13 protein-coding genes are annotated in these 14,692 nt (G+C 59.1%); 6 read left to right on the forward strand and 7 right to left on the reverse strand.

Annotated features, from left to right (window positions below; genetic code table 11):
- Nucleotides 1–4: 4 nt before the first annotated feature.
- Nucleotides 5–883 (forward strand): DUF92 domain-containing protein, encoded by an 879-nt coding sequence (locus WCA10_RS06280; RefSeq protein WP_472821651.1) that lies wholly within the window; start codon nucleotides 5–7, stop codon nucleotides 881–883.
- A gap of 108 nt (nucleotides 884–991) precedes the next feature.
- On the opposite strand, the gene WCA10_RS06285 is transcribed toward WCA10_RS06280, so the two are convergent.
- The 3 genes from WCA10_RS06285 to WCA10_RS06295 all read right to left on the reverse strand — a co-directional run bounded on the left by WCA10_RS06285 (nucleotide 992) and on the right by WCA10_RS06295 (nucleotide 2,656).
- The gene (locus tag WCA10_RS06285; RefSeq protein ID WP_472821652.1) at nucleotides 992–1,189 is read right to left on the reverse strand and encodes a hypothetical protein; all 198 of its coding nucleotides are present in this window, start codon (nucleotides 1,187–1,189) and stop codon (nucleotides 992–994) included.
- A 178-nt stretch (nucleotides 1,190–1,367) separates the two neighbouring features.
- Nucleotides 1,368–2,003 (reverse strand): YdcF family protein, encoded by a 636-nt coding sequence (locus WCA10_RS06290; RefSeq protein WP_472821653.1) that lies wholly within the window; start codon nucleotides 2,001–2,003, stop codon nucleotides 1,368–1,370.
- A gap of 8 nt (nucleotides 2,004–2,011) precedes the next feature.
- Entirely contained in the window at nucleotides 2,012–2,656 is a 645-nt protein-coding gene (locus WCA10_RS06295; protein WP_472821654.1) for an L-threonylcarbamoyladenylate synthase, read from the reverse strand.
- A 245-nt stretch (nucleotides 2,657–2,901) separates the two neighbouring features.
- On the opposite strand from WCA10_RS06295, the gene WCA10_RS06300 reads away from it, so the two are divergent.
- From WCA10_RS06300 to WCA10_RS06310, 3 genes are all read left to right on the forward strand, one after another.
- Complete coding sequence (locus tag WCA10_RS06300) at nucleotides 2,902–3,735, forward strand: TrmH family RNA methyltransferase (RefSeq protein ID WP_472821655.1); 834 nt, start codon at nucleotides 2,902–2,904, stop codon at nucleotides 3,733–3,735.
- On the forward strand, nucleotides 3,732–5,114 hold the full coding sequence (locus tag WCA10_RS06305; RefSeq protein ID WP_472821656.1) for a replication-associated recombination protein A: 1,383 nt from the start codon (nucleotides 3,732–3,734) through the stop codon (nucleotides 5,112–5,114). Before WCA10_RS06300 ends, WCA10_RS06305 begins: the two co-directional genes overlap by 4 nt.
- 233 nt (nucleotides 5,115–5,347) lie before the next feature.
- A complete protein-coding gene (locus WCA10_RS06310; RefSeq protein WP_472821657.1) occupies nucleotides 5,348–5,593 on the forward strand; it encodes a hypothetical protein in 246 nt (81 codons plus the stop codon).
- Here WCA10_RS06310 and WCA10_RS06315 read toward each other — a convergent pair.
- The 4 genes from WCA10_RS06315 to lnt all read right to left on the reverse strand — a co-directional run bounded on the left by WCA10_RS06315 (nucleotide 5,583) and on the right by lnt (nucleotide 11,255).
- A complete protein-coding gene (locus WCA10_RS06315; RefSeq protein WP_472821658.1) occupies nucleotides 5,583–7,748 on the reverse strand; it encodes a protein-disulfide reductase DsbD family protein in 2,166 nt (721 codons plus the stop codon). The two genes, WCA10_RS06310 and WCA10_RS06315, sit on opposite strands and share 11 nt — an antisense overlap.
- A gap of 103 nt (nucleotides 7,749–7,851) precedes the next feature.
- Nucleotides 7,852–8,280 carry a CoA-binding protein gene (locus WCA10_RS06320; protein ID WP_472821659.1) on the reverse strand — a complete coding sequence of 143 codons (429 nt, stop codon included), beginning with the start codon at nucleotides 8,278–8,280 and terminating at the stop codon, nucleotides 7,852–7,854.
- A gap of 62 nt (nucleotides 8,281–8,342) precedes the next feature.
- Nucleotides 8,343–9,480 (reverse strand): peptide chain release factor 2 gene (gene prfB, locus WCA10_RS06325; protein ID WP_472821660.1). Its coding sequence is split into 2 segments (ribosomal slippage): nucleotides 8,343–9,407 and nucleotides 9,409–9,480, totalling 1,137 coding nucleotides; the frame shifts between segments, so codons are not numbered across the junction.
- A gap of 113 nt (nucleotides 9,481–9,593) precedes the next feature.
- Nucleotides 9,594–11,255: an apolipoprotein N-acyltransferase gene (lnt, locus tag WCA10_RS06330; RefSeq protein ID WP_472821661.1), complete on the reverse strand. Its 1,662-nt coding sequence runs from the start codon at nucleotides 11,253–11,255 to the stop codon at nucleotides 9,594–9,596.
- Nucleotides 11,256–11,462: 207 nt separating this feature from the next.
- Here lnt and WCA10_RS06335 point away from each other — a divergent pair, with 207 nt between their 5' ends.
- On the forward strand, nucleotides 11,463–11,588 hold the full coding sequence (locus WCA10_RS06335; protein ID WP_472821662.1) for a hypothetical protein: 126 nt from the start codon (nucleotides 11,463–11,465) through the stop codon (nucleotides 11,586–11,588).
- A 158-nt stretch (nucleotides 11,589–11,746) separates the two neighbouring features.
- Entirely contained in the window at nucleotides 11,747–14,116 is a 2,370-nt protein-coding gene (locus WCA10_RS06340) for an APC family permease (protein WP_472821663.1), read from the forward strand.
- The last annotated feature ends 576 nt before the right edge of the window (nucleotides 14,117–14,692 follow it).

Genomic DNA, 14,692 nt, shown 5'->3' on the forward strand with positions numbered 1-14,692 from the left:
AAGCGTGGCCCGACCCAAACTGCTGTGGCAATCGAAGACGGTGCTGTTGCTGGTGTTCCCGTTTGTGGGCGCCGATATTGTGCTGGAGACACGCTGGTGGGCGACGCAGATGCCCGTTGTCGCGGTCTGGACGCTGAGTCTGAGCATTCTGCTGGGGCTGGTTGCGTTCAAGGTGCGTTCGGCAACGGCGGGCGCTGCGCTTGCAGGCGCCGCAATCACAGCGAGCCTGATGTTTGGGACCGTTTCGTTCCCATATATGCCGTGGAGGACCGGGCTTGTGCCGATGCTGGTTTTGCTGGTGATGACGTCGCTAGCGACGCGGGCCGGACGCAAGCGTAAGGAAGGCCTGGGCACTGCAGAGAGCAAGCGTGGCCGCGCAGCATCGCAGGTGGCGGCGAATCTGGGAGTCGCCGCACTGGTTTCAAATCAATTCGTTCAGTCGTGGATGATCGAGCAAGGCTTGGTGCACGGGCGCTTTGCGCCAACGCCCGTTTTCATTCTGGGAATGGCGGCGCTGGCCGAAGCGGCCGCGGATACAGTTTCGTCGGAGCTGGGACAGGTGCTGAGCGGGCATCCGCGCATGATTACGACTTTTCGCAAGGCGGAGCCGGGGACGGATGGGGCGATCAGCGTGGGAGGAACGATCGCCGGGATCGCGGCGGCGGGGATAGTGGCCGCGGCGGGCGCGTGGGCGCTGAATGGCGGATGGCCGATGCTGGCGATGAGTTGGGGCGCCGGCGTGTTCGGATTGTTCTTCGACAGCTTGCTGGGGGCCACACTGGAGCGGCACGGATGGATCAACAACGACGCGGTGAATTTTCTGTCGACGGCGAGTGCGGCGGGGTTTGCGTTGGGATTCCTGGCGGTGATGGCGAATCGGTGAAACTGTGCCCAACGCAAGAAGCCAGTCCCAAGAGGTTGGGATGGCACGCCTCATCGCTCGATGGTCCACTAAGAACTGCTGCAGCGGAGCCTTGAAGGCACTGCCTTGCTAGAAACCGAGAGATGCGTATTTCTTGCCGTTTGAACCCCACTGCAATAACACTCTGACACGAGCATCCTTGGCTGCTGCTTCCGTTTCGTACTGGCCAGCTTCACGTTCATTGCCGTCGGGGGACACATAAAATGTCCACTTCCCATTGTCCTTCTTCATGGTTGGACCGGGTGCAGGGTGCTTGTCAGTGTTCATTGATTGTCCTTGAGATGACGATTCTTCGGGGAGATTCGTCGATAGTAGCCCTTATTCTCGAGGAAGGAGCCGTGAAAATCGTAACCTGAGGCGAAAAACAAGTCATCTAGGCCAATGGTTACTTCGCCTTGCGGCACGGAGCGCGCTCTACCTATGTTCCGCGAATGTCTCCCTGTTGCTAGTCGAGGTGCAGCCGCCAGAGGGTATAGCTGAGGATCTCGTGCTCCACGCGTTCAGCCTCGCCGCTTTTGCCTTCGATGGGGACGCGGGGACGGGGTGAGGTAAGGACATTGAGGCCGTTGGCGGCACATATCTGCTGAATGCGGAAGAGGTGCGTGCCGTCGCTAACCACCACGATGCGCCGCAGGCGATTGGTGCGGGCGATGACCGCGAGGCGATGGACAGACTGGTCGGTGCTGGAGCTTTCGGTTTCGGCGATGATATCCGACTCGGAAACGCCGGCGCCCTCGAGGTATTGCGCGCCCACAGCGCCCTCTGAGAACTGATCGCCTCCATCGCCGCCGAGCGTAATGATGAGCGGGGCAATGCCGCGGCTGTAGAGGGATTCCGCGTGGTCGAGGCGGGCGCGAAAGACGGGCGAGGGACGGCCGTCGTATTCGGCGGCGCCGAATACAGCGATGGCATCGGAGGGGGCAGCCTGATCCTGCGCGGCGTAATGCTCTATCTGGACGTAGACCCAGCGGCACCAGGCGAGAGTCGCGAGGACGAGAAGCCCAAACACTACGAGAATCCAGCGAAGAATCGGCCTTCTCGGTTTTGCTCCGTCCGACGCTGGCTTCGGCTGTGGTTTCATTTCAGCCCTCAGCGTTGCAGCACCATTACGATTTCGTGCGTAGGAATGGCGCCTTCACGGAGGATTTCCCAGCGTCCGTTACCGAGCGAAAGGTCGACAATGGTGGTGGGCAGAGAGCGGCTGGTGGGGCCGCCATCGACAATGAGCGGGATACGGTCGCCGATCTGGTCGCGCACACAGGCGGCATGGGTACACTCTGACGCGCCCTGGAGATTCGCGGCGGTGGCCGTAATGGGCAGGCCAAAACGTTCGACCACGGCACGAGGAATGGCGGCGTCGGGTATGCGAAGAGCGACGTTCCCGGTGTTGGCGGTCGAGCGCAGCGGAAGCTTGGTACCGGCGCGGACAATGATCGTGAGTGGCCCGGGCCAGAATCGGTCGGCGAGCTTGTCGAGCAGCGGGTCGCTGTCGCGAGCTAGTTCGTAGGCCTGCGCGAGAGACGCGATCAGCAGCGAGAGCGGCTTTTGCTTCTGGCGGCTCTTGATGCGGTAAATGTTCTCGACCGCGTGTAGATTTACCGGATCAACGGCGAGGCCGTAAAAGGTATCGGTGGGCATGGCGACCACATCGCCCTTGCGCAGGCAGGAGACGATGTAGTCAATCCGGTCTGATTGGGGCTCGTCGGGATGGACGCGCAAAATTTCCGCGGACAAGAAGGTCTACCTCGGTTCCCTCGACATTCCGCCATGCCACGCCCCCGAGCCCAACGTGACGCCACAGCGACGAACTGCTTGTGTACCAGAACAGATCATCGCCCAAAGAGGCCGGGCATGTGCGGATGCCACAAAGACGGAAGCTATCACAGAGCGCCTCGCCGGGCAACCTGAACGCAGCCGTCGATTCAACAACATCCCGGAAGACGGCATAGAATCGCCTAAGCGACTGACGGTTCGCAGGGATGTCTATCCGCATTGTACAGAGTAAGCAGAACGCGCGGTTGAAGGAATTGCGACGGGCGTTGGCGAGTCCGGGCCGAAGCGACGGATTGGCCGGGATTGAAGGGCCAAACCTTTTGGCGGAAGCCTTGCGTGCGAAGCTGCGGATCAGGTGCGTGTTCGTTGCGCAGGGTTCCGAGAGACTGCTGGATGGATTGGGTTTGACGTCGGACGTTGAGGTGCTGGCGACACCGCGCGATCTGCTCGATTCGGCACTCGCGACCGAGACGCCTCAACCGGTTGCGGCCCTGGTGGCGCCGCCGGATTGGACTTGGGCTCACCTACTCGGCGCCGTCAAAAGCGCAACGCCGCTGATTCTGGTGCTGGCTGGGATTCAGGATCCGGGAAATCTGGGAACAATCTTGCGCTCGGCTGAGGCATTCGGCGCCGATGGGGTTTTGTGCCTGTCTGGGACCGTGAGTGAATGGAATCCGAAGGCCGTGCGAGCTTCGGCGGGAAGTGTTTTTAGGATTCCTGTGTTGCACGCAAATGAGGTGGAGACGCTAGCAGGCTTGCGCGAGGCCGGCGTGCGGATTCTGGCGACGACGGTGCAGGGGGCGGAGCCGGCGGACCAGGTGAACCTTTCGGATGCAGTTGCGCTGATGATCGGGAATGAGGGAAATGGGGTGCCGGTAGATTTGGCGGCAAAGGCGGATGGAGCGATCACGATTCCCTGCCCCGGGCCGGTAGAGAGCCTCAACGCGGCAGTGGCTGCGAGCGTGCTGCTGTATGAAGCGACGCGGCAGCGAGCGGCAAAAACTGGCGAACCTCGCGGTCGGCGAGGAGCAACACGATGAGTTTGTTTGACGGCGTTCCAGAGGGTGAGGAGGCCCCGACCAAGCGGCTGTTGCGTGCAGTGGTGGGCGCGCCGCTGGCGGAGCGGATGCGTCCGCGAACGCTGGAGGAGTACAGCGGCCAGGAGCATCTGCTGGGACCGGGCAAGCCGCTCAGGGTGCAGATCGAGCAAGATGCGCAGGACTCGCAAAGTTTGGGATCGATGATCTTCTGGGGACCGCCGGGAGTGGGCAAAACCACGCTCGCAAAGATTATCGCGGAAACAACAAAGGCAAATTTCGTCGAGTTTTCCGCAGTGATGAGCGGTATCAAGGAGATCAAGCAGGTGATGGTTGCGGCAGCGCAGGCTGCGGAGATGCATTCGCGGACGATCCTGTTTGTGGACGAGATTCACCGTTTCAACAAAGCGCAGCAGGATGCGTTTTTGCCATACGTGGAGCGCGGGACGATCCGGCTGATCGGGGCGACGACCGAGAATCCTTCGTTCGAGATTATTTCGGCGCTGCTGTCGCGGTGCCGCGTGTACGTGCTGCAGCCGCTCAGCGAAGAACGGATTGTCGAGCTGCTGCGCAAGGCCGTCGAAGACAAGGAACGCGGGCTTGGCGCATTGGGACTGACCGCGGATGACGATGCGCTGGAGTTGATCGCGAGCTACTCGAGTGGCGATTGCCGCAGCGCTTACAACACGCTGGAGGTCGCGGCACAGCTTGCGTTGGAACCGAATGCCGCGGGTACGAAACACATCGACAAGGCACTGGCGACCGAAGCTGTGCAGCAGCGCGTGCTGACGTACGACAAGTCAGGCGAAGAACACTACAACCTGATTTCGGCGCTACATAAAAGCGTGAGAAACTCCGACCCCGACGCGGCGCTGTACTGGCTGGCGCGGATGTTTGCGGCGGGTGAGGACCCGCTATACCTGGCGCGCCGCGTGGTGCGCATGGCGGTGGAAGATATCGGACTGGCCGCACCGGAGGCGCTGAATCTTTGTTTGTCTGCGAAGGAGGCGATTGATTTCCTGGGATCGCCGGAGGGAGACCTGGCGCTGGCGGAGGCCGTGGTATACCTCTGCCTGGCGCCGAAATCGAATTCTGTGTACACCGCCTACGGCGCGGTGCAGCATGAGATTGAGCACACGCGGCAGGAGCCGGTGCCTCTCCATCTGCGCAACGCGCCAACCCGGCTGATGAAGGAACTTGAATACGGCGAGGGATATCGCTACGCGCACGATGAAGAAGGGAAAGTGGCGGATATGGATTGTCTGCCCGATTCTCTGAAGGGCCGTAGCTACTACAAGCCCACGCAAGAAGGGCGAGAGAAGGCACTCGCGCAGCGGATGGAGGAGATTCGGCGTATCCGCGCAAGCAAGCACATTGGATAATCAGTGACGCGCGTGACTATATACAGTCGTCGCGACGGGATTTCGTCACCGCAGTTTCGTCACTTCGCGCGTCGCCGTTACCTTAAGAAATACTGAACTTCCTCTAGGTCATTTACGTTCCATCAGTCATGGTGCTCTGAACTGCGGCCGCAACTTTGGCATGCGGTTTGCTGTTTACATCATTAAGCGCGATTGGTTCAGAAGAAAATCGCGCGGCACGGTGGAGGGTCATCATGGCACACGATTGGAACGAGAATACATACGCACAGCAGTTCGACGGCAATTTGCGGCGGAGTCCAAAGTCGCACCCGGTGGCCGTGACGACCAATCTGCGCCTGATGAATGAAGGGACTGCGCGCGAAGTGCGTATATACGCGCAACAGGTTCCTGGAGCGCCTCTCTATGTTTTAGATCCTGGAGAGAATCTTCCCCCGCATCCGAGCCTGCGCGCACTCGGACGTCACTACTTCACCTGGTAGCCGCGGCTTGCGCGGAGTTGTGCGGCAACTGCGCAAGCGCGCCGGTCACGATTCCGGGAGTGAGCACTTCGGGCAGAACGCGTGGTGATGTTTCCCCGGGAACGTAGAGCACATAGGTTGGCACACCGCTTCGTCCCAGAGAAGTCAGCGTCTGGGTAATGGAGTCGTCGTAGCGAGTCCAATCCGCGCGCATGAGCACAACGTTGGCGTCGGCGAAAGCCTTCTGGACTTCAGGAGTGCCGAGTGCGACACGCTCATTCACTTGACATGAAAGACACCAACTTGCGGTGAAATCGACGAAGACGGGGCGGCCCTGGGATTGATAGTGGGCGACGGCGTCGGGAGACCAGGGTTGCCACCCCGTCGAAGAGGTTGACGATACGGGTCCTGGGGTGGAGGCGAGTTTTCCGGGTGCCAGAGTGGCGACGACAACAACCGCAACGAGAATAAGCGACGCCACGATGTTCGACCAGCGCTTAGCGGGCCAGCGACCAAGGAACCAGCCAGCAATCGCAATGAGCAAAAAGCTGGCGAGTAAAGCAGCAAGCAGCGTTGCGCCGTAGGCATTCGCTATGATCCACGCCAGCCCGATGACGGTGGCGAAGATGGGAATAGAAACCGCCTGCTTGAGTACTTCCATCCACACGCCCGGGCGCGGCAGAACGTGTGTCCACGCAGGCTGCAGCGTCAGCGCGACGTAGGGCGCAGCGAGGCCGAGAGCGAGCGCGGTGAAGACAGCGAAGGTGACGATCGCCGACTGCGCGAGTGCGTAGCCGAGAGCTACTCCCATGAAGGGCGCGGTGCACGGCGTGGCAACGATGACGGCGAGGACTCCGGTGAAGAAGCTGCCGGTGTATCCCTGCTTCGCAGCCAGCGATCCGCCAGCACTGGTCAGCGTGAGTCCGATTTCGAATTGCCCGGCGAGCGAAAGACCAAGGAAGAAAAGCAGCGCTGCCATCAGCGAAAGAAAGACCGGCGATTGAAACTGAAATCCCCAGCCCAGATGCGCACCCGCGGATCGGAGAACGAGCAACACTGCAACCAACACCCAGAAGGAAACCAGAATGCCTGCGGCGTAGACGAAACCATGGACGCGGAGTTTGTGGCGCTCTTCACTTCCGGATTGCACGAGAGACAAGCCCTTGATGAATAGCACCGGGAAGACGCAGGGCATGAGGTTGAGCAAGAGGCCCCCGAGAAAGGCGAGGCCGGCGGCTTGGAAGAGGCCGGGACCGGATGCTGGTTGCGCGGGACTTGACGATTCGGCTGCAGGGTTAGCGGAGTTAGCGGGGCTTGCCGAATTCCGCTCGACAGGAACCGGCTTAGGTGCCTTCGGGGGACCGGCGAGCGCTATGAGTTCGTAAGCGCGCCCCCCGGAAAGTTGCAGCAGTCCCGCGAGTTCCTTCGGATTCGAAGTGAGAGATTCGTCCTTCTTGAGGTCGAGCGTGAGGCCGTTGGCAGTGGGTGTAATCGTCTGCGGAGCGGGGTTGGAAAGAATATCTGGATTCGCCGGAAAGAAGCTGGCTTCGGTCTCACGGTGGCCGGTGATCACGGTCAGGCGGAAGCCGGCCTGTGTGGGAACAAAACCGATCTTCAGATTTGCCGGCAGCGGCGCGGGAAGCTTGTTGGCGAGGCGAGCCCAGATGTCCTGATCGGGCTGATCGAGCGCATTTCCCGCTCCGTTCGGTGCAATCGGGCGATCAAGTTCAAGTTCGGTCTTCTCGGGAATGCAGCTTCCGCGGCAGACGAGCCAGTCGACTTTCGCGTGCAGGACTGCCGGCCCCGAGGCGTTCACAGCGACGTTCACTTGAAATGGAAACAGAACTTCGTCTTCATAGCCGAAATCCATCAGCGGGCCGAGCGGAAGGCGTTTGGGGATTGGGTACTCAAGCGGCCCGGCGGTGACTCCCTGCGGCATCGTCCACTTGATGTGGGGTGGTTCGCCGGCATCCCCAGGATTTTTCCAGTAGACGTGCCAGCCAGATTCCATCTTGAAGTAGAGGCCGGCGTTGTTGCTTCCCGGATGAAGTTGCGCATCGGGTGCGATGAGCTGAACGTGGACGTGCGGCAGATCGGCAGAACTGGTAGCTGCGAATGCGGGGAGCACCGCTACGAGCAAGATGGCGAGCGCGACGATGAAACGAAAGAATCGCATCAGGATTAAATGAAGACCCTGCTATTGGACGCGGCGGAATCGTCGTAAGTTACAACGATCCCGCACCGGACTTGGGACCAGAATTGGAACTGCGTCATCTGCCTCACCCCACTCTCTGTGCATGTTCGCGGAAAATGCAGACATTCTGGACGCATTTCACGCCTGCTGCGCGCGCGCGGGCGATGGCCTTGTCGTTGATCACATCTTCCTGAAGCCAAAGGTACGGGATGCCGAGGCGGATCACGTCTTCAACAATGGGCGGCACATTCTCTGAGGCGCGGAATACGTCGACAAGGTCGATGCCTTTGGGGTAATCCTTCTTCGCGGCGGCGTCTGCCGACTCGAGATCGGGATAGCACTTGAGCCCAAGCACTTCAGTAAGCGAGGGATTGACGGGAAAGACGTGATACCCCTGCATCACGAGGTAGCGTCCGATATTGTGACTGGCGCGCCAGGACTTGTCGCTCATTCCAACAACGGCGATGGCCTGCGAACTTCGCAACATCTCGTTGATGAGGACGGGATCGTTCATGTGTCGGTTCTCAGTTTTCAGTCTTCAGATCTCAGTTCGGGTGGTCCGAATCTGGTTTGATGCTACACGTCCAAGTCATCGGATTCACTGGCGGAAACGGCTGTCCCGCGGCGTTTGGCCAGCAGATAGCCGCGCAGAAAGGGTTCGAGGTAGCCATCGAGGACCTTGTCGACGTCGCCAACTTCCACTTTGGTGCGATGATCCTTGGCGATGCGATAAGGCTGCAGAACATACGAGCGGATCTGCGAGCCGAAGTTGATTTCGAGCTTTGAGTCTTCGACCTTCCTGCTGACGGCGCGCTTCTTTTCGAGCTCATATTCGTAGAGCCGCGAGCGCAGCATCTTCATCGCCTTCTCGCGGTTCTTGTGCTGCGACCGCTCGTTCTGGCATTGCACCACGATTCCGGTCGGCAAGTGCGTCATGCGCACGGCGGAGTCGGTCGTGTTCACATGCTGGCCGCCCTTGCCGCCCGAGCGATACGTATCGATGCGCAGGTCCTCGACCTTGAGATCGACATTGATGGTCTCATCGATTTCAGGCGAGACATAGACCGACGCAAATGAAGTGTGGCGGCGCTTGGCGGAGTCGAACGGCGAGATGCGCACGAGGCGATGGACTCCACTCTCTCCGGCAAGTTGGCCGAAGGCGTAATCACCGGTGATGGTAAATGTGGCGGACTTGATTCCCGCTTCTTCGCCGTCCTGGTAGTCGTTCATCTCCGTTTTAAAGCCTTGCTGCTCTGCCCAGCGCAGGTACATGCGCAGCAGCATCTCGGCCCAGTCCTGGCTTTCGGTTCCGCCGGCGCCGGGATGCACGGTCACGATGGCGTTGAGCGGATCGGCCTCGCCGGAGAGCATGGTGCGGGCTTCCAACTCTTCGGTAAACGTGGCAAGCGCTTTGATATCGCGTTCGAGGTCGACGAGAACGTCTTCGCCTTCGCGTGCGAGTTCGAAGTAGGCGTCGATGTCGCCGGTGCGGCGAACAAGTTCTTCGTCGTCGGCGATCAGCGATTCCAGGCGCTTGCGATCGCGCATGAGAGGTTTGCCCGCGGCTGAATTCGACCACATCGCGGGGTCGGCAAGCTTGTTTTCGATTGCGGCTAGTTCCCTGCGGAGGCGGGCAGGGTCAAAGATACTCCCGCAGGTCGCGGACTTGATCGCGCACCGGAGCGTAGGCGTATTCGAGATCGGTAATTGCCATGCTTTGCTCTAGGACCTGACTTGTTAGCGAGTTGGCTGGTCGAGCGGCCGCTAGCGGCCTTCGACTGCACTGAGGTAAGTATAGCGGAGCCTGCGGGATTAGCGCCGCTGGCGTTAGCTGACGTCCCTCGCCGCGATCCGCCTGATTTCACTCTTCCCCGACCAGGCCAGGACGACAATCGAAAGCAAGACACACAGCCACGCAAACACGTCGCCATGCGCAGTGTAAAAGGTGATTTCGTCGCGGAATCCGTATTGCGCGGGAAGCGCATCAACCTGGTGCCGCGGGATACTCTGGCGCACGCGTCCATATGGGTCGATCACAGCAGTGATGCCGTTGTTGGTATCGCGCAAAAGCCACCGGCGATTCTCGATGGCGCGCATGCGAGCCATGTTCAGATGCTGCCAGGGGGCACTGGTATCGCCGTACCAGCCGTCGTCGCTGATGTTGACGAGGACTTCAGCGCCGAGCTGTGCGAAATGGCGAACCTCGTCGGCGAAGACAGCTTCGTAGCAGATGAATACGCCGTAGCTATGGCCGTTGAGACGACGGAAGGTCGTGCGCTCGGTACCCGGAGTAAACCTCGAAACCGCGCCCGTGAGCTTATGAGCGAAGAAAAGCAGCTTCGGGAACGGCACGAATTCGCCGAACGGCACCAGGTGAATTTTGTCGTAGCGCCCGATCTCCTGTCCGTCCGCCGCAAACACCATCGCCGAAACATGATCGAGCATCTCGTTCCCGGCCGGATCAGGATTCGATCCGATCCCACTCACGATCAGAGGAGCCTTCTCGGATTCAACGATAGTGGCCATGGCTCTCTGAAAGCGCGGGTCGTTCTCAAAGAACGGCGCCGGCGCCTCAGGCCAGACGATGAGATCGGGGTGCGTCGGATACGGCGGGCAGATGATCTCGCCATTGCCCGCGCCAGTTTGCGGAATTCCCGCAATGTAGGTTTTGCATTGTTCTGAAGCGAGATGTTCAAACTGAGCGATGTGCGTGTCCCACTCGCCCGGGCTGGCCCAGTCGTTATCGCCGCCGACATCGAGGTTGGGTTGGATCAGAACGGCGGTCGCGGAAACGGCGGGCTGTTCGGCAGGCAACACATAGTGGCCATTGACGACGAAAAGGATCGCCAGGTACGCCGCAAACCCCCAACTTTGAATACGGAGGCGCGCGACACGATCCTTCATTTGCTCGGCCGCCAAACTCACCCCGACCGAAAGCGCGTTCGCCGCAACAAGCAGAAACGTGATGCCATAAACGCCAGTCCACGGCGCAAGCTGGTTCACAATCCCGTTATCCACCTGCGAATACCCAAGCTGATCCCACGGCACGCTCGTAATTCGCGCCGCGGCAAGATCAAGCGCCACCCATAAAAAAGGTGCGGCAACAAGCGCCAGGTTTGCTTTGCCTGTCGCCCGCCGAACCAGCATCACCCCCAGCCCAAACAGACCAAAATACAGCCCGAGCACAAGGCTGAATCCGATCAGCAGCAGGATCGGTGCCCCCGTGGGCATATCGCCGTAATGCATCATCGTGTCGCGAACCCAGTAGCAATTCCCCATGTACCAGAGCACTCCGCAGAGGTACGAGATCAGGAATGCGCGGCGCAGAGGCCGAGGATGCTCAACCGTAACCGGGCTGAGGATGGCCCAAAGAAGCGGGACTAGGCCGAACCACGCAAAGATGCTGCGCCAGGGCGGCATCGGGCCGGCGAGCGGGAACGGCAATTCCAGCAGCGCGGCAGAGAGAACGGCCGCGGCCCAGATCTTCATTGAATGCCAGCGCATACAGGGTGGAGTTTAAAGCATCAGGCTTTGGCAAAGAATCGACAGAAAGCTCACCGACGATTCAATGGCCGGCGAGCGGACTTATGAGGCCGCTGCGGTGCGAAGCGGATTGATGCGAGAGGAAGGGGCTTACCGATGAATTCAGTATGATTCCGCCGAACGACACGTCTGAAACCGGTTACAATCTTTCCCATGACTCTCGCCATTTTTGGAATTCGGCTCCTTGAAGTCATGTTTTTTGTCGGTCTGGTGGGATCGGCGGTAGTGGTGCTCATCAGCTTCGTCGAAGATTTCAAGGAATTGTTCGGCGAAGAGTGAACGATCGCCTGCGTGGGGCGTTAACCATCCTGTTTACAAGCATTTCCGTTTAGTTGTTGACTGCCGCATCTTCCAGAACTAAACTCAGCCAAGGGCGACGGGATAGTAGCCCATTTCGATATTGAGCGGCAGAAACAACTTTGCCGGGCGCATAAGTAATGGCATCTACTCGAACGACCGTAGCCCCTCCGTCAGACCGCGTCCGGCTCATCGTGGCATCCTCCGTGATGCTCACTTTCATCTCCTTTTGGCGGGCCGCCGCCATCGTCCTCAATGACTTAGGTTCATCGGCGTTCTACGCAGGCAGTATTGCGGAACAAGCGATTGGCGCCTCCGCTCCCTGGTTCATTCTCGGCATCATGCTCTTCAGCTTTGCGGTGCGAGCCGTATATGTGGAGAGTTGCTCAATGTTTACGCGCGGCGGCGTGTACCGCGTCGTCAAGGAAGCCTTGGGCGGAGGCTTTGCCAAGCTCAGCGTCTCGGCACTCATGTTCGATTACGTCCTGACGGGTCCAATCTCAGGCGTGTCCGCGGGACAGTACATTACCGGCCTGATGAACGAACTGATGAATGTGGCTAATAACAGCCACTGGTTGCCGCCTGCGCTGATGGATGCGCACGGTCATGCCTTTCAGTTCGACATGAACTACACCTCCGCCGTGTTTGCCGTAGCGGTAACCACCTATTACTGGTGGCAGAACGTAAAAGGGATTGAAGAATCGAGCGACAAGGCCCTGCGCGTCATGCAAATCACCACTGTCATGGTGGTGATTCTGATGGCTTGGGGAGTCTATTCGGTTTTTGTTCTCGGCTCGCATCTCCCTCCGGCGCCGATTCCGGCGAACCTGAAATTCAGCTCCGATGCACTTGGATTCCTCAGGGGAAGCGGGCTTCCGATCTTTGGCCTGTTCGGAATCATCATGGCCTTCGGGCACTCGATCCTGGCGATGAGCGGCGAGGAGAGCCTCGCGCAGGTAAACCGCGAGATCCAGCACCCGAAACTGAAGAATCTGAAGCGAGCAGCGATCGTGATCGCGATCTACAGCCTGATCTTCACGGGCGGCGCAACGCTGCTGGGCTCCATGCTGATTCCGGCGGCGGAGCGGACCACCATCTACCAGAACAACCTGATTGCCGGGATCGCCATGTACATGGTGGGTCCATCATTTTTGCGCATCGCGTTCCGGATCTTCGTGGTATTCGTCGGCTTTCTGATGCTCTCAGGGGCCATCAACACCTCGATCATCGGCTCAACCGGTGTGCTGATGCGGGTTGCGGAAGACGGCGTGCTGACGGACTGGTTCCGCAAGCCGCATCCGAAGTTCGGCACCAGCCATCGCATCGTCAATCTTGTCTTTATCCTGCAAATGGTCACCATTATCGCGAGCAGGGGCAACGTGATCATGTTGGGTGAAGCGTACGCATTCGGCGTGATCTGGTCGTTCACGTTCAACAGTCTCGCCATGCTGGTTCTGCGCTGGAAGTATCACGGAGAGCGCGGCTGGAAAGTTCCGCCAAATATCAAGATAGGAAAGACCGAGATTCCCATCGGGCTTTTCTGCGTTTTTCTCGTTCTGCTTTCGACAGCTATCACCAACCTGTTCACGAAGTCGATCGCGACAGTGAGCGGCATCATTTTCGCCGCGGCATTCTTTGTGATCTTCACGGTCTCTGAGCGCCAGAATCTGCGCAAACACGCGCTCACGGCGCGGCAGATGCGAGATCACTTCCAACTGGAGCATCAAGACACGATCAGTCGGGAGTCGGTTGCGGTTCGCCCCGGCGGCATCATGGTCACGATGCGCGATTCCAATAATCCTGTCGCGCTGAAATGGGTGCTGGCTCGAACCAGGACGGAAGATCGCGACGTGGTAGTGATGAGCGTGCGCATGATGGGCGCAGGCGGCCCCGAATATCTGAGCGCCGAGCAACAGAGCTTCAGCGAGCACGAACAGATGCTGTTTACGAAGGCAGTTTCAGTCGCAGAGAGCTTTGGGAAGAAGGTTTCTCTTCTCGTGGTTCCGGCAGGCGACGTGTTTGCGGCGCTCGTGCAGGGCGCGAACTCGCTCGAAGTGGACTCGGTTGTATCGGGGCAGTCGACGTCGATGACAGCAGAAGACCAGGCGTTTCACATGGGGCAAGCGTGGGAAGCTCTATCCGAACCGAAGCGCCAATTCAATTTCTATGTTGTCGGCGCGGATGGGGAAACCAAGGTGTTCTATATCGGGCCGCACGCGCCGACACTTGGTCCGGACGATGTCCAGCTAGTTCACCGCTTGTGGCTGAATATGCGGCGCGACCCTTCTGTGCAGGACCTGCATCACAGTGACATCATCACCTATGCACTGACGCGATTGGCCGGCCAATATGCGCGCGAAAAAGTGGAGATACTCCGCGACCTGAGGAACTATCGTGCATCGGAGTCACCAACTCTTCGAATCGGTGGGCAGGATCTTACAGGGGTTGCTTCACCGTCTTCGGTTCACGATGCTGCGCAACAAACAAACAAAGCCCCTCGCGGCGTCTAACCCGGAAGGTCCAGGTCTGCATTCCCGCGCCGCGAGTTATACACGAAGAGCGGCATTTTCCAGCTCCAACAGCAGGTTTTGTCCGTACCCCACTTTCCAGGGGAATTGCACCCCAATCCGTACCCCAGTTTTTGGAGGGCGTTGACGCACTCTCGCAACCCACCTTGAACACAGAGTCGCCATAAGCTATTGATTTTATTTGATATTTAGTTGTCCGAAGGATTTCGGGAAGGTTCGGGAAAGTGCGTGATTGGCTGCCCGTCAGGCAGTCATGTGCTCTCAATCCGCAGAGTTTACGAGTAGTCCTCACGAAGATACCCCTTTCCGTACCCAGAAATCTCCTGGTGAATCAGCGTCGATCAATGCCAACTTGGAACAGTCCTCATTGATGGTTTCTTCAGATTCCAACGTCGAGCCAAGCAACCCAGCCGACGACAGAAGGCCGGAGTACTAGAGCATTTCACTAGTTACTGTGCACGGGGTCATTTGTGTTGCAAGCTAGGAGTGGCGATTGTCCGCACACCCAGATGCCGGAACCATACTCGAACGATCTGCGAGGGAAGTTCTTTGCGGCGT

It is taken from the genome of Occallatibacter sp., from assembly GCF_049582745.1.
In the GTDB taxonomy this organism is placed as follows: Bacteria; Acidobacteriota; Terriglobia; order Terriglobales; family Acidobacteriaceae; genus Telmatobacter.

Excerpts from the sequence above, each read along its gene's own strand:
- WCA10_RS06285 (WP_472821652.1), bottom strand. The coding sequence starts at position 1,189 with ATGAACACTGACAAGCACCCTGCACCCGGTCCAACCATGAAGAAGGAC.
- WCA10_RS06290 (WP_472821653.1), bottom strand. The coding sequence starts at position 2,003 with ATGAAACCACAGCCGAAGCCAGCGTCGGACGGAGCAAAACCGAGAAGG.
- WCA10_RS06300 (WP_472821655.1), top strand. The coding sequence starts at position 2,902 with ATGTCTATCCGCATTGTACAGAGTAAGCAGAACGCGCGGTTGAAGGAA.
- WCA10_RS06305 (WP_472821656.1), top strand. The coding sequence starts at position 3,732 with ATGAGTTTGTTTGACGGCGTTCCAGAGGGTGAGGAGGCCCCGACCAAG.
- WCA10_RS06310 (WP_472821657.1), top strand. The coding sequence starts at position 5,348 with ATGGCACACGATTGGAACGAGAATACATACGCACAGCAGTTCGACGGC.
- WCA10_RS06315 (WP_472821658.1), bottom strand. The coding sequence starts at position 7,748 with ATGCGATTCTTTCGTTTCATCGTCGCGCTCGCCATCTTGCTCGTAGCG.
- WCA10_RS06320 (WP_472821659.1), bottom strand. The coding sequence starts at position 8,280 with ATGAACGATCCCGTCCTCATCAACGAGATGTTGCGAAGTTCGCAGGCC.
- lnt (WP_472821661.1), bottom strand. The coding sequence starts at position 11,255 with ATGAAGATCTGGGCCGCGGCCGTTCTCTCTGCCGCGCTGCTGGAATTG.
- WCA10_RS06335 (WP_472821662.1), top strand. The coding sequence starts at position 11,463 with ATGACTCTCGCCATTTTTGGAATTCGGCTCCTTGAAGTCATGTTTTTT.
- WCA10_RS06340 (WP_472821663.1), top strand. The coding sequence starts at position 11,747 with ATGGCATCTACTCGAACGACCGTAGCCCCTCCGTCAGACCGCGTCCGG.